This window comes from Arthrobacter sp. LAR12-1-1.1 (assembly GCF_040676555.1).
Taxonomy (GTDB): Bacteria; Actinomycetota; Actinomycetes; order Actinomycetales; family Micrococcaceae; genus Arthrobacter.
The window spans coordinates 613984-639063 of the sequence record NZ_JBEGIG010000001.1 but is presented as its reverse complement, the minus strand read 5'-3'; the positions used below and the strand labels follow the sequence as shown (position 1 = coordinate 639063).

Here is a 25080-nt window from a genome sequence, read left to right as displayed (position 1 = left end):
GCCGCCCGCGGAATTACTTGTTTGGCGCCGCAAATACCTGCCCGCCGCTCCACGTCCTTACTCAACGGTACTGACGCCTGTACCCGTCTTTCTTTGGGCGAAAGATCGGGTAGCGGCATGCCTTGTTGCGCCCGGCCGGGCGTGTCACGGTGTCATTGGAAAGCCGGAGGGAACAGTGTCTCAGTACGGCCTGGTTTCGATGTTGATCCGGCTCTTCGCAGACGATTGAGTTCGTTTTACCTGGGGAAATCGGAGAACATCGTGGATAGCCCAACGGAAATTACACCCTCCATTTCGGTCCGCCTATTCGGATCATTCGAAGTGCGCCGGGACGGCGTGGCGCTGACGGCCGCCGACATGGGGGGATGCAAACCCCGGCACATACTGGAAATTCTTCTGCTGAACCTTGGCACGCCCGTGTCCAAGACCCGCCTGATCGATCTTCTCTGGGGCGCCGGCGCGAGTGATGGCTCCGTGGCGACGCTCGAGAGCTATATCAGCGGTATCCGGCGTGCCATACAGCCAGGCCAGACCAAGACCGGTCCGCTCCGCACGGCCAACAGCGGTTACGTCCTGGACCCCACCCTCGTGGATCTGGATTTGTTCCGGTTCCGTGGACTGGTCCGCGACGCCGGTGAGCTGGCTCCGGATGAGGCGTACCCTTTGATGCTCGAGGCCCTGGAGATTTCCGCCGAGCCACTGCTCGGGTTCGAGCTCGCCTCTGACTGGGCGGAAGAGGCTCGCGCACGCCATGCAGCCGAGAAAGTGGCGCTGCAGATCCTCGCGGCCGAAACGGCGGCCCTGCTGGACAAACCGGACGAGGCCGTCAACCTGGTTCAGGCTGCCATTCGGGCGGAACCCTTGAACGAGCGGGCCTGGACGGTTCTGGTGACAGCCTATGAACAGGCCGGCCTGCCGGCGGAAGGCCTGGCGGCGTATGACCGTTGCCGCAGGCTCTTTGACCGCGATCTTGGCTGCACCCCGGGCCCGGCCCTGCAGGAGGCTCATCTGCGGCTCCTGCGCCAGCGTGCGGAAAGTAATTCCGAACTCTCCGAGGTATTGGCGGCGCTGCTCTACCTGGGTGAGCGGTTGAACGCGCCCAAGAGCCGGCAGCTTCCGGCGGCGGAGTCGCGGCGCATGCATGAGAATGCCGGACGGGTGCTTGATTCCTTCCTCCAGCGCGTCCGGGCCGCGGTCTGACGCCCCGCATCCCCGTCCCCGGCGGGCCGGCAGCGCCAATTTGAAGGGCACAAAAGGCTGCCACCGCCGGGACGAGGAGTTAGCTTGGTCACGTGGCCGGGATTCTCGGGAAATTCCGTCGTGCCGGGCCCCATACTTGGAATGACCCTGGCGGGCAGTCCCACCGCCGGGTGTGAGGAGGGCCCATGGAAACCTTGAAGAAAGTCGTCACGAACGAGTACTTCCCCGCAGCTGCAGTGCTGTCCGGGGTCATCCTGTTCTGGATCCTGGGCCTCTTCGGCGGACTGTCGCTCCTGAGCACCCGCCAGGCCCCGGTGACCACCCTGACCTGGATGATGTTCGTCTATGCCGCAGCGGTGCTCTCGCCCCTGGCCGGGCTCGTCGCCGCCATCGACCTCGTCCGTCGGTGGCTGCGGAACCGGCAGACGAGCGCGGCGGAATCCGCCTAGCTCGCCACGATTAGCCGGCACCGCACCCAGCCCGCAGCGGACCCGGCCCGCAATGTACGCTGTGCCGTCGCCGCCGGGCGTCTTCCGCTACTCGAAGCGGGAAGGATCGCCCATGCCGCGCCGGACGACTTCCGCGACGCCGCTGGAGAAATCGATCACCGTGGTTGGCTCAGCACCGCAGTCGCCGGAATCGATCACGGCATCCACTACGTGGTCCAGGCGCTCCTTGATCTCCCACCCCTGCGTAAGAGGCTCTTCCTCGTCCGGTAGCAGCAGCGTGCTGGACAGCAGGGGTTCGCCGAGCTCGGCGAGAAGTGCCTGGACCACGTGGTTGTCCGGGATGCGCACGCCGACTGTCTTCTTCTTCGGGTGCAGCAGCCGCTTGGGGACCTCCCGGGTGGCGGGCAGGATGAAGGTGTAGCTGCCGGGGGTGACGGCCTTGATGCTGCGGAAGACATCGTTGTCGATCTGGACGAACTGGCCCAACTGCGCGAAGTCCTTGCAGACGAGCGTGAAGTGGTGTTTGTTATCGAGTTGGCGGATGCTCCTGATTCGGTCCAGCGCCTCCTTGCTTCCCAGCTGCGCGCCGAGGGCATAGCAGGAATCTGTGGGGTAAACGATCAGGCCGCCTGAGCGCACGATCTCTACCGCCTGGAGGATGGAACGCGCTTGGGGGTTCTCGGGGTGCACATCGAAGTATCTCGCCATGGCACGAGCTTACGCCCGACGGCGGACCAGTCACCTACTGTGCGGCCCGACCAGGCAGCGGCTCAAGCCGTCCGCGGTCTCAAACATTACGGCCGTCAAGTCTGCCCGAAAGTGTGCCCCGCCGAGGCGTGCTTCAGTCGGGTGCGAACCGCAAGCTGGATGCGTAGTGGGCCAGACCCCTTTCGCGCAGGGATTTCAGCAGGCGAACCGTCTACGAGCGGAGCGGGACACAATATGGGTACTCGTCGTGGATGCGCTGCTTGCATCGGGTTGCTCATCCTGCTCCAATTTGGCGTTGCGGGCTGTGGCCCGCCCACAGGGCCGCTTGATCCCTTTGCTCAGCAGACCGCTCAGTCCTCCGGTTCCGCCACTGCGCCCAGTCCGCCGCCGACTGGGTCCAGTGAGTCGCCTAGTCCGCCGCCGACTGGGTCCAGTGAGTCGCCTAGTCCGCCGCCGACTGGGTCCAGTGAGTCGTCCACTCCGACACCGACAGAGTCCACTCAGACGCCCACTCCGACCCCCACTGAGACTACGCAGTCCCCGACACCAGCCTGCACGTCCCCAACGGCGGTACCAGGCACGCCGCCGCCGCCATGCGTGACGTGTTCGTCGGCAGCGCCGAATGGAACACCGGCAACCTGTGTGACGTGTCCGCCGCCGGGGCCCGACGGGTCTCCTGCGCCGTGCGTGACCTGTCCGGCGGCCTTACCCGACGGACCCCCTGGATCTTGTGTGACGTGTCCGGCGGCCGAGCCCAACGGAACGCAGGCACCATGTGTGACGTGCCCAACCTTGGAACCTGACGGGAGTCCCTCGGGGTGTGTGACGTGTGCACCAGTGGAATCTGGCGGGAGTCCGGCTTCCTGTGTAACGGCCGCAGGACTCGAGCCGAAGGAATGCGCCGTGCCTCAGACGACGCCGACACTCGGAGCGGGGCCGGCAGAGACTCAAGGGGTGACCCCGTCTCCGACTGCTTCGCCATGTTCTTCCTAGTCCGGTTCTCCGCCGGGCTGGGTCCGTCAGCGGCCGTGCTCATCCGCCGATGATGACGGTGGGGCACCCCGGACCCGGAGCAATGGGTGTCCCGTGCAGGCTCAGGTCGCCCACACGAGCGGCGGGAAAGCCGCCGATCATCACGGTCAGGCTGCCGCTGGCGATGCCGTTCGGTGCAGGGGAAACGCAGACGATGCCACCGGGAATGGAATTGGCGACTGCGGCCGGCATCCCCCCGATGAGAACGGTCACCACGGCCGCGGCCGGGGTGACGGGTCCGCCGGCATGCGGTTTGGGGCCGTCGAACAAAGGGCAGAGCGCGGTGTCTCCTGCGCGGAGAGCTGGCCCAGTAGGCATAGGGCGCCTACAGCCGAACCGGCGCAGCGGATGTCTGGCTGGCCGATGCTACGGGGTCGTTCACCCCGGCAGCCCGGGTTACCCCGGGAGGATCGCGGAGCACAAACGACAGGGCCACCAGGATCAAGACGAAAAGCATAAGGATGAGCACGGCTTTGACGATCCACCGCGGCAGGACAGGCTCCTGCAAGTGGGTTCCATCCAGCACAACAGGGGGGCCGTCCGCCGGTTTGGCAGCCACCGTGAAAGAGTGCACGGCAGGCATCCCGCGCCAGATCGTTCTTCGCGCGCGCACTCGAACACGGGGGAATTCGACAGTTCCGGCAGCAATGGTCAGAGTCGGCTCACGCATGGAAATATGTAGCAAATCGCCTGGATCGGAACCGGTGAGGGTGACGGTGATGGGCACATTTCCATAGTTGTCTACGGCGACCCGGTGCCGGGCGCCGAAACACTCCCGGGACTGCCGGGGCAGCAGTTCAGCCGCCGTCTCGTGGAACGGAAGAAGCTGGAAAATGCCCTCAGGAGAAACCGCGTCCTCCGGATGCTCGGTCGGCAGCACCTGCACCGCGTAGGGGAATTCCCCGGCCGGGACTTCGGAGGACCGCGGCGGCCGGAACTCCACGGAGGCGGTGGCGTCTTGGCCCGGGTAGAGGGACACGATTCCGGGCACCACTTCCGTCCAGGAGCCGCTCGGCCCCACAACTTGGAGCCTGTACTCCTCGACGATTTCGCCGTCGTTGCGGATGTGAAGCGGAACAGTCGCCCTGGCACCGGGCTCAAGGCTGACCAGCGGCGAATCCAGTGTTGCAGTGGTGCTCATGGCTCCTCCTTGCGGACCTACTCTGCGTCCAACGGCGAAAGGTCCTCATCCGTACTCTGAGGTTATGGGGGACGCGCGGGGGCACAGCACCACCGTCGGCCGGACTTGCGGGCATTGCTGCTGCCCGTTGAGCCTGTGTTGACTGCACGAAGAGCACCGCCCGCTATGGTCGATCTAGCGGGATGGAACAGGCAAGTACGGCAGACCGTGCCCCACCCAGTCAGCCCCGCATTCTCGATGGGAGGATTCATGGAACCAATAACTGTCCGGGTCCACGCGCGTGACCCGATCTCCGAGGCGGGCGTGGCCAGCGAGCTGCGGGCGCGCCCCGAAGTGCGGGTGGTCAGGGCGAACGACGCTGAGCCGGCGCAGGTGGTCGTCGTCGTAACGGACTCGGTGGACGACGACGCACTGACGCTGCTCCGCATTGTGCAGCGGCGCGGTTTGTCCCGCGCCGTCCTCGTGGCGGGCCACCTCGACGACGGCGACCTCGTCAAGGCAGTTGAAACCGGGGTGGTTGGCCTGGTCCGTCGCAGCGAAGCGACACCGGACCGCCTGGTGGCAGTGATCACGGCCGCCGCTGCCGGTGAAGGCAGCGTACCTCCGGATCTGCTCGGCCGTCTCCTGGACCAGGTCGGCAAACTGCAGCGGCACGTCCTGGGGCCGCGCGGAATCATGTTTACCGGCTTGGCACCCAGAGAAGTAGAAGTATTGCGGCTGCTGGCGGATGGGCTGGACACGTCCGAGATCGCAAACCAGCTGTCCTACTCGGAGCGGACGGTGAAGAACGTCGTTCATGACGTTACGACGCGTCTCCAGCTTCGCAACCGGTCCCATGCCGTCGCATATGCACTGCGGGAGGGCTTGATTTAGGCCCTGCCCCTAGCACCCGGATCTGTTGCCCGTAGGTGTGCCCGGACCCGGGTCCCGGACGGTGGTGTAGGCGGCCACGGTGGACTGTACGGTGCCGTGATGCCTGCCACGGGCTCCATAGGCAGGGAGACCGCTGCAACGTACGGGCTGGGCCGGAGCTCATTGGGAGGGATACACCGTGATTGCGCAGATTGACGATGCCTTGCGCACGTTGGTAAGGAACGGGGCCTTGGGCGGCTCTGAGGTGGACGTGGTGTTCGACGCGCCTACCAAGGACTGGGCCGCCCGGCGCAACGCTCCCACCGTCAACCTGTACCTCTATGACATCCGTGAGGACGTCCGGCGCAGGGAACGCGGCCTGTCCGAGCAGAGAGGAGATGACGGATACGTCCGGACGCGCCGGCCCGCTCCCCGCTATTTCAAGCTGTCCTACTTGGTCACGGCGTGGACACAGCGCCCGGAAGACGAGCACCGCCTGCTTGACCAGTTGCTGCGCTGCTTCCTCAAGTACGACGCGCTCCCCGACGATCTCGTGGTCGGCCCGCTCGCGGAGACCGGGTTGGTGGTGCCCGTAACGGTAGGGCTTCCCCCGCCCGAGGACCGTGCGTTCGCCGATGTGTGGTCCGCCCTGGGGGGAGAGCTCAAGCCGTCCCTCGACATCGTGGTCATCGCCCCGGTGGACACCGGCATTGTCTACCAGGCAGGGCCGCCGGCGTCCCAGGGGACTCAGCTGGATATGGCCGACCTGACAGGTGGCGCCGCCGACGTGGGCCGCCGCCAGCACACCCCTGCGCCTGCCGCGATCCGCGGCCCCCGCCGGACGGCCGGGTGATTGATCGGTGACGGCAAAGATGACAGCGAATCCCAGTCTCGCCCACGTGCTCGGCCGCGTCGGAGTGGTGGAGGAACGCATCCGCCTGCTCGTGGCGGCCCGCCGCGCCGAAGACCCGCAGCCGGATGACCCTTTCCGCGGGCTCTATCTCAGCGATGAGGCCGTGGACCGCCTGCTCGGGGAAGTTCCCCGGTCCGTGGACGGGGACGGACCCGAAGAGGGACCAGGCCGTGTCTCATCCCGGCAGCTGCACTGCGAACAACTAGCGGACGAGGCGCAGCAAGCAGGGCACCGGCTGCGGCTCCGGGAGCTCGGCGCCACCTTCGGCCTCTTGCCCCTGGACATCGATTTGCTTCTTGTCGCGCTCGCCGCCGATCTGGATCCGCGCTTCGAGCAGCTATTCGGCTACCTGAACGACGACGTCACCCGCCGCCGCCCCTCCGTGGCCGTCGCTCTGGCGCTCTGCGGCACACCCCTGTCCGCAGCCGACGGCAGGGCCCGGCTGCTTTCCGGCCCGCTCATCAGGGGCGGGCTGCTTGTCGTCGAGGACGCCGAGCGCCCGCTGCCCGGACGGGCACTGCGGGTGCCGGACCGCGTCGTCGGGCATCTGCTGGGTGATGACACCGCCGAACCGGCTCTCGAGGCTGTGCTGACCGAACGTCCGGCCGTGAGCTGGGGTGATGCTTCGCCGCTTTCCTGGGCACTGGGAGCCGGGGTCCTCCTCGCCTATCTTCGGGAGCCTGCCACTGGTTCCGGCCGTGTGCTGGCAGCCGAGGCGCTGCGGTCCAGGGGATGCGACGGCGTGTATGTGGACTTGGTGCGGCTGGCTGCCGAACGGGATCCGCTCCAGCTGGTGGAACTCGCCGTACGGGAAGCGAGGCTCCGGGGCACCGGCCTGGTGGCAGGGCCCCTTGCTGCCGTGGCGGACCGACCCGCCGTGTTGGAGGCCCTGCATGCCGAACCGCAGCCTGTGCTGCTCACCGGGGACGGCGCGTGGGACCCGGCGTGGACCAGGCATCCGCCGCTGCTGGTGGAGGTCCCGGTCAGCACGTCGGCCGAGAGATCGGATCTGTGGCGGGCCGCGCTAGGCCCGCTCGATGGGGTGGACGTGGCGGCAGCCACCTCGGCGTTCCGCTTGCGCCCGGAGCAGGTTGCCCGGGCCGCCGGATCCGCTCAGGTGCAGGCCACCCTGACCGCCAACGGCCGCATCACCGCTTCACATCTCAGTGCCGGGGCACGCGCCGAAAACGGATCGGCCCTTGACCGGCTGGCCCGCCGGGTGGAGCCGGTGGTGGGCTGGGATGACCTGGTCCTTCCCGATGCCGTGCTGCTGGCCCTCAAGGAGGTGGCGCTGCGGGCCAAGCACCGGGAAAAGGTCCTCGGTGACTGGGCCATGCGGCCGGGAGCCGGACGCGGGCACGGAGTGGCTGCCCTGTTTGCCGGAGATTCCGGGACCGGGAAGACGATGTCCGCCGAAGTGGTCGCCCGGGCGCTGGGACTGGACTTGTATGTCGTGGACCTGGCCACCGTCGTCGACAAATACGTGGGGGAGACGGAGAAGAACCTCGAGCGGATCTTCACGGCTGCGGCGGGCGTCAATGGGGTGCTGCTCTTCGACGAGGCTGATGCCGTCTTCGGGCGTCGATCCGAGGTCAAGGACGCCCATGACCGCTACGCAAATATCGAAAGCGCCTACCTGCTGCAGCGGATGGAGACGTTCGACGGCCTGGCCATCTTGGCAACGAACCTGCGGGCGAACATCGACGAGGCGTTCACCCGCCGGCTCGACGTCGTCGTGGACTTCCCGCTGCCTGATGCGGCGCACCGCAGCGTGCTCTGGGACCGGTGCCTCGGACGGACGATCGGCCGGTCAGCGGACATTGACCTCGTCTTCCTGGGGCAGGCCTTCGAACTGGCCGGCGGGGCGATCCGGTCCGCGGCCGTCACCGGCGCGTACCTGGCAGCCGACGACGGCGGGACGGTGACCATGGCGCATCTGGTCACCGCCGTGCAACGCGAATACCGCAAGCTGGGGCGGCTAACGCTGGAGAGCGAGTTCGGCCCGTATTGGGGGCTGCTTTCCACTGCGAAGAGATCCGGCGCCTAAGGTCGCACCGCTGCCCTTTCGGGCAGGAGCGCCTGCCCTTTCCGGCGCCGTGGCGGCGCTTGCGGGCCGTCCTTGCCGGGCGCATCGTCGGTGTAGGTCTGATGAAAGGGGTGCGCCATGCACAGCCACGACCATGACCAGTCCGACGTCGACGTCCCGGGGGCCAAGCCGGCGCGGGCGGAAGCAGCGGAGCCTGCGGTGCTGTATCGGGCGGCGGCCGCCGCCCGGACCGACGTCGTCGGGTCCCGCGGCTTACTGGCGCTTCAGCGCGCCGTCGGCAACAGCGGTGTGCGCGGCCTCGCGGAGGAGGAAGGGTCACCTGTGCTCGACGTCGTCTCGTCCGGAGCCGGTCAGCCGTTGGAGGAGCCCGTGCGCGCTGACATGGAGGGCCGCCTGGGCCACAACTTCTCCGACGTCCGCGTCCATACAGGGGAGGCCGCCCACAATTCCGCGGCATCGGTGAACGCCCACGCCTACACGGTGGGTTCCAATATCGTGTTCCAGCGGGACAATTACGATCCCGGCTCCGACGCCGGCCGTACGATGATCGCCCACGAACTGACACATGTGGTCCAGCAGCGGAGCGGCCCGGTGGACGGGACCGCCACGGGAACCGGGGTGCGCGTGAGTGATCCGTCCGACAGGTTTGAACGTGAGGCGGCCGCTACAGCCGAGCGGGCCATGTCAGCACCCGTCCCGGCCGCTCCGGCGGCACAGCGCTTCGCGGCGGGCGCCGCCGTCGTCCAGCGCGATGCTGACCAGGACACAGCCCAAGGGAGCTTTGCCGAAGGCGCCGCGCTACAGCGAGAGGAATCATTGCAGCGAGAAGAGGAAGAGGAGGAGACCGCCCAAGGGTCCTTCGTTGACGGGCGGGCCGTGCAGCGCGACGAGGCGGAAGAGGAAGAGCCGGGCTGATCCCGGCGGGAGCGGTCCATGACGACGACCTTTCACGGCGGACCCGGCAAGGTTCCGGCGCAACGCGTTGGGCCCACAGTCGCGCGCCAGGCCACCGGTACGGCGAGAACCGAGGCTACTCAGGCGCTCGCCGACGGCCGCGAAAGGGTCGGCAGGCCAGCAAGCGCCGCCGTCGGGCCATACGCCGTGCTGGCGCTCCAGCGACTGGCCGGCAACGCCGCTGTCGGTGCGCTCATGGCGGCAAAGCTGAAATCCCCCGGGGAGCAGGCAGCCACAGAGATCGACGCAGCCCTGAAGGAGATCCGAAGGGACGAGCCCGCGATCGCCACAGTAGAGAAGGGGCTTAAGGCCGCAAAAGCGGCAGGCGTACCTGTTGAACTTGAGGGCCCCAAGCCTTCGGCTTCAGCGCTCGCGGTAACGAAGACGGGCTTCGGCCCCGGGTCTGTTCCCGCCAAGAAACCGGTGCCGCCACCCAAGCCGATCCCTGCGGTCAGCCCGCTCGGGAAAGCTGCAGCCGCTAAGGTGGGCGGACCGGGGAAGGGCTCGGCCGGAGGAAAGGCGCCCCCTTCAGGGGGAGGGGCCGCACCGGCCATCTTGGCGCCCGTTGCACTGCCTGCCGACAAGCTTTTCCAGCCTCCCGTGGCACCGGTCCCTGTCCGCCCTGAGGAAGATCCGGCCTTCACTCAGGTCACGGGCAGCATCAAGGGCTTCGCGGGGGCTAAGAAGGCCCACCCTCCGGCCGCGTCCAAGGCCAAGGAGGCCCAAGGGGCCGCGCTGCCGCCGACCGACGACGTCGCAGGGCAGGCCAAGGCGGCCAAAGTCGATGCCATGGACGCCCAGCAGCCCGGTACCTTCGACAAACAGGCATTCATCGCAGCGGTCAAGGCGGCGATTGAGGCGAAGTCGCCCAAGACCCTTGAGGAAGCTGACGAATACAAGAAGTCCGGCAAAGCCGGTGAGGCGAAGGGGCAAGTCAAGGGCCTGGTCGGCCAGGGCAAAGCCGGGCAGTCCAAGGACATCGAGGCGGCCACTGCGGCCCCTCCGGATCAGTCCAAGGCTGTTCCGAAGCCTGTCACCCCGATGGCCCAGGAGCAGCCGGGCCAGGCCGTGCCCATCCCGGCCGCGGGGGCGGTGCCCAAGCCGGCACCGGCAGAGCAGCTCAACCTCGCCGCCGGCCCGCACCAGGCAAACCAGGAGATGGCCGACGCCGAGGTCAGCGAGCAGCAACTGGCGCAGTCGAACGAGCCTGAATTCCAGCAAGGCCTCGCCGACAAGAAGGCCGCAGCCGAGCATGCCCAGGCCGCGCCAGCAGAGTTCCGCCAGCAGGAACAGCAGGTCCTCCAACAGGGCAAGGCGGAGGCCGGTGCGCAGACCGCGGCGGGCGTTACTGGAATGCAAACTGCCAAGGCGACGGCCCTGGCGAACCTGATGGCCGATAAAGGCAAGACTAAGTCGAAGGACGAGTCGAAGCGCGCAGAGATCACGGCCAAGATCCAGGGCATCTTCGCGGCCACCGAAGCCGACGTGAAGAAGACCCTCGACGGGATCGATCCCAAGGTGGACGCTGCCTTCGAGAAGGGTGAGGCCGGGGCCCGTTCGGCGTTCGAGGCCTACGTCGAGGCGAAGATGTCTGCGTACAAGAAGGACCGGTACGGCGGCTGGCTCGGCGGGTACCGCTGGCTCCGGGACAAGATCGCCGGCATGCCGCCGAAGGTCAACGAGTTTTACGAGGCCGGCCGGGAGTTGTACCTCACGAAGATGAACGCAGTGATCTCCAACGTGGCGGACATCGTCGGCAACGACCTGACTGCGGCCAAGCAGCGGATCGCCAGGGGCAAGTCTGAGATCGCTGCCTACGTCAAGAGCCTCCCTGCCAACCTGCAGAAGCTCGGGTCCGAGGCGACGAAGGAAATCGGCGACAAGTTCGAGGCGCTTGAGAGCGACGTTAATGCCAAGCAGGAGTCGGTGGTTGATGCATTGGCGACCAAGTACGTCGAGGCGCGAAAGGGGCTTGACGAGCGGATCGAGACCCTGCAAGCAGAGAACAAGGGCTTGGTAGACAAGGCGATCGGCGCGATCAAGGCGATCATCAACACCATCCGTGAGCTCGCCGGGATGCTCAAGAACGTGCTCTCACGCGCGGCCGGCGTCGTCGGGGACATCATCAAGAATCCGGTGGCCTTCCTGGGCAACCTGATCGAGGGCGTGAAGGGCGGCATCCTCAAGTTCAAGGACAACATCCTTGGCCACCTCAAGAAGGGCCTGATGGGCTGGCTGTTCGGCGCACTTGCCGAGGGGGGCGTCGAGCTTCCGGACACCTTCGACATCAAAGGCATCATCAAGCTGCTCGCCTCGATCTTTGGGCTGACGTGGACCAACATCCGCAACCGAATCGTCAAGCAGATCGGCGAGCCGGCGATGGCCGCCGTGGAGAAGGGCGTGGAGATCTTCCAGGTCATCGCCAGCCAGGGCGTCGCGGGCCTGTGGCAGATGCTCCTGGAGAAACTCGGCAACATCAAGGACATGATCCTGGATCAGGTGAAGGACTTCGTGATCACGAAGATCATCACCGCCGGCATCACGTGGCTGATCGGTCTGCTGAACCCTGCCGCGGCCTTCATCAAGGCCTGCAAACTGATCTACGACGTCGTGATGTTCTTCGTGAGCAACGCCGAACGGATCATGAAGTTCGTCAACACCATCATCGACTCGGTCGCCGACATCGTGCGCGGCAACGTTAGCAGCGTGGTGAACAAGATCGAAGATGTCCTGGGCCAGATGGTCCCGATCCTCATCGGCTTCCTCGCCAGTGTGATCGGCCTCGGCGGCATCGGCCAGAAGATCCGCCAGATCATCGAGACGCTGCAGAAGCCGGTGAACAAGGCCCTCGACTTCGTGATCAAGGCCGGCCTCAAGCTCGCTGGACCGATCATCCGCGGGATCAAGGGCTTCGCCGGGAAGGTGAAGGCTGGGGCGAAGAAGCTCGGCCAGAAGGCGCTCGCGAAGGTCCGCGGAGGTGACGATACGCCGGAGGGTAAGCAGAAACGGCTGGCCAAAGCCATGGCCGCCGGGGAATCCGCGCTCCGTCGATTCGCTGGCCGGAAGGTCGCCGAACGCCTCTTGATGCCTCTCTTGTCCGCAATCAAGCTCAGGTATGGCCTGACTGAGCTCAAGCCGATCAAACAGGGAACGCGGTGGGCCATATCGGGTGCGATTAACCCAACTTCGGTCCGACTCACAGACGTAATTGCCTACATGGACGAGTCGGTTGCGGCCGCAGAATTTGCCCGAACGGCGGCCGAGGTGGAACGTCAGTTCTTCGCGACGGGCTTGGAGGGATCATCGGCGTTGGCAGTGCGGGGGCCGCACGAACAGGCGTATGCGGGTTCAGTTGCGAGGCGCGGGGCCCCTGCCATGGGAGCGACAACTCACGCCCCAGCGCCAGTCGAAGGCGTTTCAAGTGCGGAACAGATCGCGGCGAGACGAGGTGCCTTGGAGGCCCACCGCCAGTCCGGCTCGAGCAATGTCCCTCGATTCGCCATTGCGACGTCCTCCTCGGAGGGCGGGCAGTTGACGGAGATGCTGAATCCGAATCGAAGCCAACCGCACAACGTAAAGCTCAACGAAGTTGGCGCGTACGGAACGCCGTCGGCGACGGCTGCCACGGGCGATGTCATGGGAGTGGTCAGGACCCTCCGGGAGAACGGGATGTCCGACGCTCAGATCAGCCGTGTTATGCAGTTGATTTCCCGAGAAGGTCGCACGCCAACAGCAGCGATGTTGGCAGCACATGGGTTCCGCGGCGATCCGAACGAACCGGTGCGAACAGGTCGGGCTTCTCTGCCACCCGCCGCAGCTCTTCGGGCAGTGACTCAACTAACGCACGTGATCGAGCCCCTTCGATTCTTGGACCGAGGGTTTGGACTGGTGCAGCAACCTGTCGCAACCACAACGGCAATGTCACATACCTTGGTTCAATCCGGCGCCGCGAATCTAGGGGAGGTGATGGCGAGTGGATCGGCGCTGGGGCCGGCAACCCATCTTCCGCTCGGAGAGTCGGGACGGCTGAAGTCAGAGTCGATCGCACGCAGCCAAGTGAGAGTCACAATGCTCGTCGAACAGGTGAGGCAACGTTGGTCCGCCTGGGTCCTCCAGACTCAGACACACATCGTAGGCGAGTTGCGGGCGAAGGGCATCGTGAATGCACATCTTGTTCCCACCAAGGAATCGATGCTCAAGTTGTTGCGCCACTTCTACGGCCAGGCACGCAGAGGCCCTTAGAGTCTGCCTCGACCGTCCTAGTAGTGGAATCATTCCAGTGCGCGGCCCTCGATCCCGCTGTCAGTTGCGTAGAAGGCGGGCGCCACCCTGTGATCAGTAAACACGAGGACGGCACAACCGTCAGTGTCTGATCGGCACGAATAGCTTCCGCACTAGGCATACAGCCGGACGTATCGGCTCCCTCAACTCCGGATCAGGCTGGGACCCAACGTCGGGGTCTTCGAGAATGCAACATGCCGAGTGCTTCGTCGTCCGGATCGGGGCCGAGGGCAAGAGATGAAATCAGAGCACGGCAAGCCATCGTCCTTGCTACCAACCGAGCGGCCCCGAATCTGCCCCTTCGTGCACTCCACCCTTCCCATGAGCGCATCCAGATAGCCGTACCGCCGCACACGCCTCCGCGGGACCCTTGAACCACGTTTTGGGTTCACTGAGGAGACAAAATGCCGAACTATCTTTCGCCAGGTGTGTATGTAAACGAGGTCGGAGCGGGCACTCGTCCAATCGAGGGAGTAGGCACGGCAGTCGCTGCATTCGTCGGGCTTGCCGCCAAGGGTCCGGACAATGAACCAACCCTAGTGTCCAACTGGACCCAGTTCTCCGACACCTTTGGGGACTTCGTCCCAGGCTCGTACCTTGCCCATGCCGTCTACGGCTACTTCCTCAACGGCGGAGGGAATTGCTACGTGGTGCGCATCGGCGCCGACGGAGCGCGGGAGGACAAACCGAAGCAACAGCCAAAGGCAGTGACGGCGTCCCCGACGGCCGAATTCGCCGGATACCGCGTGACCGCCAAGTCCACGGCAGCCAACCCCAAGCCTGTAACGGTCGAAATTGCCGACCCAGGGGGTGAAAATCCGTCCGAGGACCAGTTCAAGATCGTCATAACGGTGGAGGGCAAGCCGCCCGAGGTCTGGGACAACGTCACCACCAAACGTGGCAACAATAACGTCGCCACCAAGATCAGCGCCGAATCGAAGATCGTCACCATTGAGGAGATTGCCACAGGCGGTGCCCTCGTCAAACCGGACAAGGGGACCATCCAGCTGGTCGCACCGGAGCCTGAGCCTGAACCGCCAACAACTGACAAGCTGAACGTGGACGACTACGTCGGCGATGCCGCCGACCGCACCGGATTCAGCGGCCTCGAGGCCGTCGACGAAGTGACCATGGTGGCCGTGCCGGACCTCCTGGCCGCCTACGAGCAAGGCGCCATCGATCTGGAAACCGTCAAAGCCGTGCAGCTCGCCGCCATTGCCCACTGCGAGCTGATGGGGGACCGCATCGCCATCATCGACCCGCCGCCCAACCTCAACGCCCAGCAGATCAAGAACTGGCGCATGGACGGCGGCGGCTATGACTCCAAGTTCGCGGCACTCTACTGGCCGTGGGTGAAGGCGTTCGACCCCAGCACCGGAACGAACCGGTTCATTCCGCCGTCGGGCCACATGGCCGGCGTCTGGGCCCGCAACGATGACACCCGCGGCGTCCACAAGGCGCCCGCGAACGAGGTGATCCGCGGCGTCACCAGCCTGCAGACCCAGATCACCAAGACGGAACAGGAACTGCTGAACCCCATCGGCGTCAACTGCATCCGCACTTTTCCTGGCCGCGGCATCCGCGTCTGGGGAGCACGCACCATGTCCAGCGACGCCGAATGGCGGTACCTGAACGTCCGCCGCCTCTTCAACTACCTGGAGGAGTCCATCCTGCAGGGCACCCAATGGGCAGTCTTCGAGCCGAACGACCCTGCCCTGTGGGCGCGCATCCGCCGCACCATCAGCGCCTTCCTGACCAACGAATGGCGCAAGGGCGCCCTCTTCGGGCTCACACCCGAACAGGCGTTCTTCGTCAAGTGCGACGAAGAGACCAACCCGGCCGAGGGCATCGACGCTGGACAGGTGGTCTGCCAGATAGGCGTGGCCCCGGTCAAGCCGGCCGAGTTCGTCATTTTCCAGCTGTCCCAGTTCTCCGGCGGCACCAGCCTCGTGAGCGAGTAATCCCAGTTCAAAAGGAGCAAGACCATGGCCCTCGGCGATTTTGACAACTCATCAGCGAACGGATTCACCGTCACGATTGACGGCATCGAAGTGCCGAGGGTGATCGAGGTGAGCGGCCTCAAGACCGAGGTCGACAAGATCGAACTGAAGCAGCAGACGAAGGACGGCAAATACGTCGTCCGCCAGCTCATCGGCCGGCCGAAAGCGGGCGAGCTGACGGTCACCAGGGGACTGACCGAAAGCAAAACCGTGACCGACTGGCTCAAGAAAGTCATGGAGGGCGACGTCGCCGGGGCTCGCAAGACTGCCGCCGTCTCACTCCTGGACTACAAAGGGGAGACGCTGAAAACCTATAACTTCGTCAACTGCTGGGTGAAGAGCGTCGAACTGAATTCCCTGAAGGCTGGCGCCACGGAGCAGGCCACAGAGAAGTTCGTCATCTGCTACGACGAATCCACTATCTCGTGATGCAGCGGACACATGGTGCGGTGGTGATGCCGGACCCGGAGGCCGATGCCCCCGGCGTCCCGGCTGACAGGAGGCCGGACAAGGGACGTCAGCCGCTCCGTACCGAGTTCAGCTTCGAGCTTCCCCGCGGCTACGTGGACCAGGACGGGACCGTCCACAAATCCGGCGTCATGCGGCTGGCGACCGCACGGGACGAACTGCTGCCGCTCTATGACGCCCGCGTCCAGGAGAATGCGGCGTATACGACCGTGGTCCTTCTGGGCAGGGTGATCACCTCCCTGGGCACGCTGGGGGCTGTGACCTCTGCCGTCGTGGAAAACATGTTCGCCTCCGACGTCGCATTCCTTCAGGACTTCTATCGGCGGATCAATGCCGAGGGCCATACCCGGATCGCTGTTACGTGCCCGGAATGCTCCCACCGTTTTACCGCCGACCTCGCCGGTGGCCGCCTGGGGGAATCATGACGTACACGCCGGACCGGATCTACGAGGAGGTGTCGTACGTGGCCTATCACTTCCACTGGCCCCTGGATGACATTCTGGATCTGGAACACGGCCAACGGCTTCGCTATGTCCGGGAGATAGCGGCAATCAACACGCGCCTGACCCAGGAACGGTGAACCATGCGGTGGCCTTGGCAACGGGAGCGGCCCGAGCCCCCGCCCGGCCAGGAACCGCGCGAAGCGGCAGCACCCGCGGCTGCTGAGCCCCGGATTGCGCCCGCCGGCTGGGCTTTCCTGCCGCCGCTGCAGCGCAGTGCCGGCAGCATTCAGCTGACGTCGGACCCGGACCATTTCACCGGCTCCCTCGCCTCATGGGGCGATCCGTCCTTCACCGGACCCATGACCCACCTGGTCAGCACACAGGCGCCGGCAGGCGTTATCGACGTCGACGGCGGCGGTCCCGATCCGGGCTCCGGCGGCTACACTGCGCCCTCAGTGGAGATGACACTGTTGCCGCCTCCGGCGCCACACGTCCGGCCGGTGCCGGGCAGGCTTGGCGGCATGCCGACGATCCAGCGCGCCGGGACCGACGGCGGCACACAGGGCGGCAACCAGCTGGGCGGCGATTGGCAGGATGGCGGTTGGCCGGACGGCGACCCCCAGGCCAGTGGAACCCTGGATGGCCTTTCCCTTACCGCGGCGGCACCGGACGCCTTTCCTGTGCTGCATGTCGATGCGGCGCCACTGCAGTCTCCGGGTTCATCCCCGGGCCCATCGGTGTCCGCACCGGTTTCGCGCGGGGAGCCCTCCGGCCCGTCCCGCACCAGGTCCACCGACGGCAGCACCTCTGACGGAAGTGCGACGTACGTTCCACTGCCGTCGGCACCGGCTGTGCAGCGGGCTTCGACCCCGGCGGACTCTTCGCCGTCATTCCGGCAAGCGCCTCACCCGCCAAGGCTGGGGCTCGGCATGCCACTGTCGTTTTCGGAGCTGGCCGCGACACCGGAGTTTTGCCCCGGGACCGCTCCCGATGTCTTCCCCGATTCTCGTCCCGGTTCCTTCCCCTTGCCGGTCCAGCGGACGTCAACCCCCGAAACCGCTGGTGCGCCCGTGGTTCCACCGGCGGCTGACGCCAGCATTCGGGGCGCCAGTGCTCCTGACGCCGTTGACGCGACCCTTCCGGGTAATGGAGGAGGAACGGCCCCCGGACCCGCGACCACGTCCGCAGTACCTTCAGATCCGCCGAGCCTCGATTCCACCGGGGCGCCGGACCCCGGGATTGGCGAGCCAGCCCCGTGGGCTGACGCCGGGACAACAACAGCGACTGTCTCCCCGCCGGCGGACGATGCCCCGGCTCCGGACGACGGGTCCGCGCCGCCGCTCTCGGCCACTGGGTCTGCCGGAGCAATTGACCGGGCAGGGGACAGTCATCCCGGTGCGAATGATCCGGCACCCCGCACCACTGAAGGAAACCCGGCAAGCATGCCGGTCGTCTCCCGTTCCGGGCACGCCGTCGACCTCCTGTCCAATGTCACTGACGCCGGTCACGGTTCGGATTCCCTGGAGACTTTCGGCGCGGTGTCTTTCCCGGCTCTGTCTTCCCCAGCGGTGTCCTCCTCCGCGGTGCGTGAAGCAGCCCGGCCTGTGAACGGGCCTCCCGAGCCCGCCCTGACAATTCATCCCGACATACCGCGGGTCGATGAGCGGCCCGCAGCCGCCCCGCTTCCACTTGTACTTGGTCCTGCCACGGGCCAACAGGCCATGCCAGCCGGCAGCCCCTCAGTTCAACGCAGTCTCTCGGACGATTCCCCAGCCGAAACGGCCCCGCACGCGGAGGAACTGACCGCGGAGGAACTGGCCGCCCCCGCCGCCACCCTTGCTCCGGTCCAGGGTCAGAGCGCGGAATGGTCCTCCGACGAGCCACGAGCCAGCGGCCAAACCGGAGCCGTGAAACCGACAACTGACCCGTCATCCTCTCCGCATGGCTCCCTCGGGATCCAGCGCACCGCCAAGCCGGCAGCCGAGCTGCAGACCCGGGCAATCCCCACCTCAGTCGGACCGGTTGTCCTACGGATTGTCCCCGCTGCCGGCCCGGGACCGGCCACGGATACCTGGCAACGGCTGACTGCCCTGCCCGTAGCGGCGCCCGCGCCGCGCGCCCAGGCTCGGGCCTTGACGCTGCCAGCGGCAACTAGGCCAGCACACTCACCGGCGAACACTGCCTGGCCCGATGAGGGCCAACAGGGTGTCGCCGCCGCGGCAACGGCATTCGCTCCAACGGCCGACATGCCATCTGAATCCGACAATGGCCTCGGCATCGAGGGGGACTCCGGCCCCCGGACGGAATCTGGCTTTCTGGCCGATGCTGCCCCCGGCGCAGAACCGGACGCCCCACCCGGACTGAGCGCCGCCGTCGGAAGAGTCATTCAGCGGACGATTTCAGTGGAGCGATATTCAGCAGAGGGAACGCGCCCATTGGACGCGGCAGCAACCGGCTTCCCGGCCGGGTCGGCGCCTCCGACGCAAGTGCTCACCGTCCCGCCTACGCCACCACATGGCGGAGAACAGCCGGCCCGCCTGCAACGCTTGAGCGCCTCCGCGGGCCCGGTTCCCGGAACCGTCGGTTCGACGCCGGAACGTACGGCGACATTGGGATATTTTTCGAACACATCGTTCACGGCGATCCCGACGGGCCCGGGAGCCCACGCGGCCTTCGAATCCGGATCGGACAGGCCACAAGATGCAATCCTGAGTCTCGCCTCTCCGTCGCCGCAGCGGGACGAGGGCGGTGAAGCCGTTCAGCGGGAGACCGGGCTCCCGGGGAGTGATTCTGCGGCGGCTGCGCCGGTCGTTCCGGCACGGGCCGCCAGCGGGCCGGGGGAGGCCGATGGCGGCGTAGCGGTCCAGGGCGGCACGGACGCCGGTCCGGCCGGATCGGCGGAGCAAGGACCGGCAGTGAGGGGAGCAACGGCGTCGGGCATCCCGGCCGGGGCGACGCCTGAACAGCTTGAGGATCTCGCCAAGCGGCTTGCCGGACCGCTGATCCGGCGCATCAAGGCCGAAATGCTGCTGGACCGCGAGCGCCGCGGTCTGCGGACAGACACGAACTGAGGAAGATCATGTTGGAGGATGTGGATACGGCGGTCAGCGTCCGCTACACCGTGGCACTGGACAATCTGGATCTCGGAACGTTCACCACGTGCGAAGGACTGGGCTGTGAGGTAGTGATCGAGTCCCGGGAGGAAGGCGGAAACAACTCCTTCATCTGGCAATTGCCCACGCGGCTCAAATATCCCAACATCACATTGAGCCGGCCGCTCGGACGGGACACCGAAAAGATTGCCAAATGGTTCGCGGACATGGCCTCCGGCTACACCCGGTGCACGGGAATCATCGAGGCGATGACCGGCAATGGCCGGAAGATCGCCGGCTGGGAGCTTTACGACGTCGTCCCCGTGCGGTGGAAGGGCCCGTCGCTGAACCCGGACCAGCCGAAGGTCGTCATGGAGACGCTGGAGATCGCCCACCATGGCTTTGTTTCAAAGACGCGCTAGCCGAAGGAGCCAGACATGACCACGAGTGCGGTAGCGGGCAGGGCGCCAAGTACCGCTGCCGCTCCTGCAGCCGTTGCCAGCGCAGGCGGCCCTGCAGGCGCCGGCGGAGAGGCGGCACTAAAGCTCTCCCACGCGTACCTGGAACTGTTCGAACCGTCAAAGGACGGCTCGCTGGACAAGGCCGGACCCCAGCTGGGGAGGATTGAATTTCAGTTCAACCCGAAGGAGCTGACGCTGGGCAAGGCGGCCTCCTGGACCCGGCAGACCGCCAAGGGCAACAAGAAAGCGGGGCCGCCGCAGTACAACGGGCCGATGCCCTCCAAGCTCTCCTTGGAGATGTTTTTTGACGCGTCCGCGAAGCAGGACGACGCCGTGGTCAAGCGGGTGGAAAAGTTGTTTTCCTGCTGCACTCCCACCCCGGCGTCCCTGAAGCAGAACAAGGGGTCACCGCCGTGGGTGCTGTTCCGCTGGGGGCAGCTGACGGGGTCGCTGTCCTATATCGCCAGCGTGCAAGTCAAATACACCCTCTTCACGGCTGCAGGGGTTCCCGTGCGCGCCACTTGCACCGTGGCGCTTGAAGAGATAGCGGGTGATCCGCCAAAGCAGAACCCGACGTCCGGCGGCCTGGTGCCGCGACGAGTGCATGTCCTGATTGAGGGTGAGACTCTCGCCGGCATCGCCTACAACGAATACGGAAACGCATCTCTATGGCGGGCGGTTGCGGCAGCCAACCGCATTGATGATCCGATGCGGCTGCGGTCCGGCACCTCTGTGCTGCTGCCCGCCGTGAATGAGCTGCCGTCCGTGGCACTGCGGGATGGCCCGGCCGAGGGACGGGAGGTGATCCGTGGCGCACGGTGAAGAATTCAGCAACATGCTGCTGGTGGAAGTCGCCGGGCAGCCGCTTCCCCCGGATATTGCCGCACGTCTGGTTTCGGGCTACGTCGACGACAGCAGTAACGTTCCGGACCTGTTCCTGCTCCGCTTCAGTGATGAGTACTCCACAGTGCTGGACAAGGCAGGGATCAGCATCGGGGCGCCCGTCAAGCTGCTCGTCCAACAAAGCGGCCCCGGAGGCCCGGTGCCCCTGCTCTCCGGTGAGGTCACTGCCCTCGAAACGGAAATGGACCACGACGGCCTGTACACAATCGTCCGAGGCCTGGACCATTCCCACCGGCTGTTCCGGGGACGCCGCGTTGAGGCCTACCTGCAGAGCACCGCCGCGGACATCGTCCGCAAGGTGGCCCAGCGCGCCGGAATCAAGGCGGGCACGATCGACGCCAAAGGCCCCGTGCTGCAGCATGTGGCACAGGACGGCATCAGCGACTGGGACTTCCTGCACAGGCTGGCCGTCGAGTCTGGTGTGGTCCTTTCCGTGTCCGGCGGCGCGATGCACTTCACCGCGTCGACGGATGCGGCAACAGCCCCGCCGGATGCCGGCGGGGCGAGGAACGAGCCCCTGGTGCTCCAACGGGGAGTGAACCTTGTGTCCCTGCGGGGCACGGTCACCTCCGCCGACCAGGTCCCCGATGTGGAGGTCAGGGGCTGGGACGTTGCTGCGAAACGGGCCATCGTTTCCGTCGCCCCGGCAACGACCCGCAGCGCCAAGCTCCCCGAGGTGACCCCGGTTGCCCTCGCCAAGAAGTTCGATAGCCCGCGGTACGTGGCTCCGGCTACAGCGTTCGAGCAGGCGGCACAGTGCGACGCCACCGCAGCGGCCCTCGCCTCCCGACTGAGCGGCGCGTTCGCTGAACTGGAAGGTGTGGCCCGCGGAAACCCCCAGCTGCGGGCCGGTGCTGCAGTCACCCTGAATGGGGCCGGGAAGCCCTTCGACGGGAGCTACACGCTGAGCTCCTCCCGGCACGATTTCAGCCCCGACACCGGATACCTCACGACGTTCGCCGTGAGCCATGAGTCCGAGCGTTCCCTCTACGGAGTCGCGGCCGGTGGGAACGGCAGGGCTGCAGTTCCCGGCGTCGTCAACGCCGTGGTGACCGCCGCGAAGGACCCGGAGAACCAAGGCCGGGTCAAGGTGAAGTTTCCGGTCCTCTCCGACACCTACGAGAGTTGGTGGGCGCGCACCGTCCAGGCGGGGGCCGGCGCCTCGCGCGGCGCCGTCGTCCTCCCTGAGGTCGGCGACGAGGTCCTTGTTGCCTTCGGCCACGGGAGCTTCCAGCAGCCGTTTGTCCTGGGTGGCCTGTTCAATGGCAAGGACAAGCCGGACAAACCTTGGGCGGACCATGTGGGTTCCACTGACGGCGCCGTCCAACGGCGCGCATTTGTCTCCCGCACGGGGATGCTGGTGGAGTTCCTGGAATCGCCCGACGGCGAACAGCTCACCGTGAGCACCAACGGCGGCAAGCAAAAGGTCTCGCTCGTGCAGAAACCTGACGCTGGGATCCAAATCCTGTCCGAGGGCCCCGTGACCATCACGGCCAGGAAGGATGTCTCGGTCACTACGTCCACGGGAGATGTGGTCATCAAGGGCAAGAACGTGACCGTGGAAGCGACTTCGGGCCTGGACCTGAAGGGAGCGTCGGTGAAGATCACGGGCAGCGGGTCGGCCGAAGTGAAGGCCCCGAGCGTCAAGGTGGCTGGCGACGCGACGGCCGAGCTGTCCGGCGGTGCCACGACCACGGTCAAGGGCGGCCTGGTCCGCATCAACTGAACCCCAACGCAACAGACAAGTCCGCTGGGGGAATAGGAGGCAGCAAGGTGGGACAGGAATTCATTGGTGCCGGCTGGGCCTTCCCGCTGCGCACCGACCGGACCGGCAGCATCGCGCTCGTTCATGACCAGCGCGAGATCGAGGAGAGCATCCACCTCATCCTGGCGACCTCTCCGGGCGAGCGGCCGATGCGCCCGGAATTCGGCTGCGCGATCCATGATTATGTTTTTGCACCGGCAGACGCGGCAACAGCCGGCGACATCGCCTACGCGATCCGGGTGGCGCTGGACCGCTGGGAACCCAGGATCGACGTCGAGAAGGTGCTGGTCCATTTTGACGGGGCCGACGACGGAGTGCTGCTGATCGATGTGCAGTACACCGTCCGGGGAACCAACGACCCCCGGAACCTTGTCTTTCCCTTCTACGTCATTCCGCGCACCGGTCAGGAGGCTGCTTCCTAATGCTCCCGTCACCCAACCTTGATGACCGCCGGTTCCAGGACCTTGTGGATGACGCCAAACGCATGGTCGCGCAGTATTGTCCGGAGTGGACCGACCACAATGTCTCCGATCCCGGCGTCACCCTGATCGAAACATTCGCGTTTATGGTGGATCAACTCTTCTACCGGCTCAACCGCGTACCTGACCGCCTCTACATCGCATTTCTGGAACTGCTCGGTGTCACGCTGCATCCGCCGACCGCCGCCTCCGTTGAGCTCCTGATGTGGTTGTCAGCACCGCAGCCGGACACTGTCGTCATTCCGCAGGGAACAGAGGTGTCGACCCGGCGCACCGAAGAGGACGAGGCGGTGGTCTTCACGACGACAAGGGACCTGACCGTGCCGCCCAGACGGCTGGGCCACGTCATGACGCAGGGCCGCGGGGGAGTTCCTGTGCCCCATTCCGAGGCTTTGCACGGGGACGGGGACTTCGCCTGCTTCGGTACGCCACCGCTGCCGGGGGACGTGCTGCTACTCGGCTTGAACGATCAGGCGCCTTCCTGTGCGGTGGCCCTGCGGTTCGCGTGCGAGGTCCGGGGTGTGGGCGTAAACCCCCGCAACCCGCCGCTTGTCTGGGAGGCCTGGGATGGCGCCGACTGGGCATCATGCGAGCTGGACAGCGACGGGACCGGCGGGCTCAACCGGCCCGGCGACGTGATCATCCATGTGCCACACACGCACACGGCCTCACTGATGGGGGGAGTCCGAGCGGGCTGGCTGCGATGCCGCGTGGTGGACCCGAAGGACGGCTACCCGCCCTACAGCGCTTCCCCCACTGTGCGTTTCGTGAACGCTTTCACTATCGGCGGGTCTGTTCCGGGCGTCCATGCAGAGACGATTGCCGGTGAGGTTATCGGGATGTCCGAAGGTGTTCCGGGACAGTCGTTTGAATTGGGGCGTCACCCCGTAGTTCCCGGCGGCGAGCCGTTCGTGGTGGAGATCGCCTCCGGTTCCGGCTGGGATACCTGGACCGAGGTGGACTCGTTCGCAGGATGCGGTCCTGAGGACCGGGTCGTTGCCTTCGACCGCACGGCCGGCCTCGTCCATTTCCCCCCTGCTGTGCGCGAGCCCGACGGCTCGCTGCGCCATTACGGTGCCGTCCCGCCTGCCGGTAGCCCCGTAAGGGTTCCGCTGTACCGCACGGGCGGGGGACCCACGGGTAACGTTGCTGCCCGGGCACTGTCAGTGCTTCGGTCCAGCATTCCCTTTGTCAACAGCGTCGAGAACCGCCGTGCCGCCCACGGCGGAGTGGCTCCGGAAACCATCGAACAGGCCAAGCTCCGTGGGGCCCTTGCATTGCGGACCCGCGACCGGGCCATCACAGCCGAAGACTACGAGCAACTGGCGAAGCGCGCCGCCCCGGACATTGCCAGGGTCCGGTGCATCCCGGCCAACGGTCCTGACGAGGCTGGCGGAGTCAGGGTGCTGGTGGTTCCGGCGGCTGTCCCGGACAAAGATCAGAGGCTGACATTCGAGGATTTGGTGCCGGACGAAGAGACGCTCTCTGTGGTCGCATCGTATCTGGACGCACGCCGTCCGGTGGGCACAAGGGTCGTGGTAGAACCGCCCTACTACCGTGGGGTGACCGTCGTCGCCCAACTCACAACGCGGCCCAGAGTGTCGCGCGAGGCGCTGAAGCGCAACGCGCTCCGGGCGCTCTACGAGTATTTTGATCCAATCCGGGGCGGTCCGGACGGAGAAGGATGGCCGTTCGGCCGTCCCGTGCAGGCAGGCGAAGTCCATGCGGTGCTTCAACGGCTGGCCGGAACCGAAATCGTCGACGAAGTGCTGGTGTTCGCGGCCGACCCCATCACGGGCCAGCGTGGTGAGCCACAGCAACGCGTTGAACTGGAACGGAATGCGTTGGTGTTCTCCTTTGACCATCGTGTTCGGGTGACGGAAGGGGTCTGA

At 66.0% G+C, this 25080-nt stretch carries 20 protein-coding genes; 17 read left to right on the top strand and 3 right to left on the bottom strand.

Going from position 1 to position 25080, the window contains the following annotated elements; genetic code table 11:
* The first annotated feature begins 261 nt into the window (after window positions 1-261).
* Together MRBLAR12_RS02900 and MRBLAR12_RS02895 are read left to right on the top strand one after the other, a co-directional pair.
* On the top strand, window positions 262-1200 hold the full coding sequence (locus MRBLAR12_RS02900) for an AfsR/SARP family transcriptional regulator (RefSeq protein WP_229992156.1): 939 nt from the start codon (window positions 262-264) through the stop codon (window positions 1198-1200).
* Window positions 1201-1385: 185 nt separating this feature from the next.
* Window positions 1386-1649, top strand: coding sequence for a hypothetical protein (locus MRBLAR12_RS02895; RefSeq protein ID WP_229992155.1), 264 nt, complete (start codon window positions 1386-1388; stop codon window positions 1647-1649).
* Between the two features lie 87 nt (window positions 1650-1736).
* Here MRBLAR12_RS02895 and MRBLAR12_RS02890 read toward each other — a convergent pair whose 3' ends face one another.
* From MRBLAR12_RS02890 to MRBLAR12_RS02880, 3 genes are all read right to left on the bottom strand, one after another.
* The gene (locus MRBLAR12_RS02890) at window positions 1737-2357 is read right to left on the bottom strand and encodes an L-threonylcarbamoyladenylate synthase (RefSeq protein WP_364743404.1); all 621 of its coding nucleotides are present in this window, start codon (window positions 2355-2357) and stop codon (window positions 1737-1739) included.
* A 1032-nt stretch (window positions 2358-3389) separates the two neighbouring features.
* Window positions 3390-3707: a PAAR domain-containing protein gene (locus MRBLAR12_RS02885; protein ID WP_229992153.1), complete on the bottom strand. Its 318-nt coding sequence runs from the start codon at window positions 3705-3707 to the stop codon at window positions 3390-3392.
* Window positions 3708-3714: 7 nt separating this feature from the next.
* Window positions 3715-4530 carry a hypothetical protein gene (locus MRBLAR12_RS02880; RefSeq protein WP_364743400.1) on the bottom strand — a complete coding sequence of 272 codons (816 nt, stop codon included), beginning with the start codon at window positions 4528-4530 and terminating at the stop codon, window positions 3715-3717.
* A gap of 249 nt (window positions 4531-4779) precedes the next feature.
* Between MRBLAR12_RS02880 and MRBLAR12_RS02875 the strand changes: the two genes are divergently transcribed.
* The 15 genes from MRBLAR12_RS02875 (at window position 4780) to MRBLAR12_RS02805 (ending at window position 25080) form a co-directional block, all read left to right on the top strand.
* Entirely contained in the window at window positions 4780-5403 is a 624-nt protein-coding gene (locus MRBLAR12_RS02875) for a response regulator transcription factor (protein WP_229992151.1), read from the top strand.
* A gap of 178 nt (window positions 5404-5581) precedes the next feature.
* Entirely contained in the window at window positions 5582-6235 is a 654-nt protein-coding gene (locus tag MRBLAR12_RS02870) for a DUF4255 domain-containing protein (protein ID WP_364743397.1), read from the top strand.
* Window positions 6236-6254: 19 nt separating this feature from the next.
* On the top strand, window positions 6255-8342 hold the full coding sequence (locus MRBLAR12_RS02865) for an ATP-binding protein (protein ID WP_364743394.1): 2088 nt from the start codon (window positions 6255-6257) through the stop codon (window positions 8340-8342).
* A gap of 117 nt (window positions 8343-8459) precedes the next feature.
* Complete coding sequence (locus MRBLAR12_RS02860; protein WP_364743391.1) at window positions 8460-9257, top strand: DUF4157 domain-containing protein; 798 nt, start codon at window positions 8460-8462, stop codon at window positions 9255-9257.
* A gap of 18 nt (window positions 9258-9275) precedes the next feature.
* The gene (locus MRBLAR12_RS02855; RefSeq protein ID WP_229992147.1) at window positions 9276-13538 is read left to right on the top strand and encodes a hypothetical protein; all 4263 of its coding nucleotides are present in this window, start codon (window positions 9276-9278) and stop codon (window positions 13536-13538) included.
* Window positions 13539-14116: 578 nt separating this feature from the next.
* Complete coding sequence (locus tag MRBLAR12_RS02850) at window positions 14117-15538, top strand: phage tail sheath family protein (RefSeq protein ID WP_229992146.1); 1422 nt, start codon at window positions 14117-14119, stop codon at window positions 15536-15538.
* 24 nt (window positions 15539-15562) lie between these two features.
* Window positions 15563-16006, top strand: coding sequence for a phage tail protein (locus tag MRBLAR12_RS02845; protein ID WP_223986860.1), 444 nt, complete (start codon window positions 15563-15565; stop codon window positions 16004-16006).
* Window positions 16006-16470, top strand: coding sequence for a hypothetical protein (locus tag MRBLAR12_RS02840; RefSeq protein WP_229992145.1), 465 nt, complete (start codon window positions 16006-16008; stop codon window positions 16468-16470). Before MRBLAR12_RS02845 ends, MRBLAR12_RS02840 begins: the two co-directional genes overlap by 1 nt.
* Window positions 16467-16625 carry a DUF6760 family protein gene (locus MRBLAR12_RS02835; RefSeq protein ID WP_229992144.1) on the top strand — a complete coding sequence of 53 codons (159 nt, stop codon included), beginning with the start codon at window positions 16467-16469 and terminating at the stop codon, window positions 16623-16625. The genes MRBLAR12_RS02840 and MRBLAR12_RS02835 overlap by 4 nt, the downstream gene beginning before the upstream one ends.
* Window positions 16626-19403: 2778 nt before the next feature.
* Complete coding sequence (locus tag MRBLAR12_RS02830) at window positions 19404-19559, top strand: hypothetical protein (RefSeq protein ID WP_229992143.1); 156 nt, start codon at window positions 19404-19406, stop codon at window positions 19557-19559.
* A gap of 8 nt (window positions 19560-19567) precedes the next feature.
* A complete protein-coding gene (locus MRBLAR12_RS02825; RefSeq protein WP_223986869.1) occupies window positions 19568-20002 on the top strand; it encodes a phage tail protein in 435 nt (144 codons plus the stop codon).
* A 15-nt stretch (window positions 20003-20017) separates the two neighbouring features.
* Window positions 20018-20863 carry a peptidase M23 gene (locus tag MRBLAR12_RS02820; RefSeq protein ID WP_229992142.1) on the top strand — a complete coding sequence of 282 codons (846 nt, stop codon included), beginning with the start codon at window positions 20018-20020 and terminating at the stop codon, window positions 20861-20863.
* Window positions 20850-22670 carry a VgrG-related protein gene (locus MRBLAR12_RS02815; protein WP_229992141.1) on the top strand — a complete coding sequence of 607 codons (1821 nt, stop codon included), beginning with the start codon at window positions 20850-20852 and terminating at the stop codon, window positions 22668-22670. Before MRBLAR12_RS02820 ends, MRBLAR12_RS02815 begins: the two co-directional genes overlap by 14 nt.
* Before the next feature lie 47 nt (window positions 22671-22717).
* Window positions 22718-23131, top strand: a complete 414-nt coding sequence (locus MRBLAR12_RS02810) for a GPW/gp25 family protein (RefSeq protein WP_229992140.1) — start codon at window positions 22718-22720, stop codon at window positions 23129-23131.
* Complete coding sequence (locus MRBLAR12_RS02805; RefSeq protein ID WP_229992139.1) at window positions 23131-25080, top strand: putative baseplate assembly protein; 1950 nt, start codon at window positions 23131-23133, stop codon at window positions 25078-25080. Before MRBLAR12_RS02810 ends, MRBLAR12_RS02805 begins: the two co-directional genes overlap by 1 nt.

Excerpts from the sequence above, each read along its gene's own strand:
- MRBLAR12_RS02895 (WP_229992155.1), top strand. The coding sequence starts at position 1,386 with ATGGAAACCTTGAAGAAAGTCGTCACGAACGAGTACTTCCCCGCAGCT.
- MRBLAR12_RS02890 (WP_364743404.1), bottom strand. The coding sequence starts at position 2,357 with ATGGCGAGATACTTCGATGTGCACCCCGAGAACCCCCAAGCGCGTTCC.
- MRBLAR12_RS02885 (WP_229992153.1), bottom strand. The coding sequence starts at position 3,707 with ATGCCTACTGGGCCAGCTCTCCGCGCAGGAGACACCGCGCTCTGCCCT.
- MRBLAR12_RS02880 (WP_364743400.1), bottom strand. The coding sequence starts at position 4,530 with ATGAGCACCACTGCAACACTGGATTCGCCGCTGGTCAGCCTTGAGCCC.
- MRBLAR12_RS02875 (WP_229992151.1), top strand. The coding sequence starts at position 4,780 with ATGGAACCAATAACTGTCCGGGTCCACGCGCGTGACCCGATCTCCGAG.
- MRBLAR12_RS02865 (WP_364743394.1), top strand. The coding sequence starts at position 6,255 with ATGACAGCGAATCCCAGTCTCGCCCACGTGCTCGGCCGCGTCGGAGTG.
- MRBLAR12_RS02860 (WP_364743391.1), top strand. The coding sequence starts at position 8,460 with ATGCACAGCCACGACCATGACCAGTCCGACGTCGACGTCCCGGGGGCC.
- MRBLAR12_RS02855 (WP_229992147.1), top strand. The coding sequence starts at position 9,276 with ATGACGACGACCTTTCACGGCGGACCCGGCAAGGTTCCGGCGCAACGC.
- MRBLAR12_RS02845 (WP_223986860.1), top strand. The coding sequence starts at position 15,563 with ATGGCCCTCGGCGATTTTGACAACTCATCAGCGAACGGATTCACCGTC.
- MRBLAR12_RS02840 (WP_229992145.1), top strand. The coding sequence starts at position 16,006 with ATGCAGCGGACACATGGTGCGGTGGTGATGCCGGACCCGGAGGCCGAT.
- MRBLAR12_RS02835 (WP_229992144.1), top strand. The coding sequence starts at position 16,467 with ATGACGTACACGCCGGACCGGATCTACGAGGAGGTGTCGTACGTGGCC.
- MRBLAR12_RS02825 (WP_223986869.1), top strand. The coding sequence starts at position 19,568 with ATGTTGGAGGATGTGGATACGGCGGTCAGCGTCCGCTACACCGTGGCA.
- MRBLAR12_RS02820 (WP_229992142.1), top strand. The coding sequence starts at position 20,018 with ATGACCACGAGTGCGGTAGCGGGCAGGGCGCCAAGTACCGCTGCCGCT.
- MRBLAR12_RS02805 (WP_229992139.1), top strand. The coding sequence starts at position 23,131 with ATGCTCCCGTCACCCAACCTTGATGACCGCCGGTTCCAGGACCTTGTG.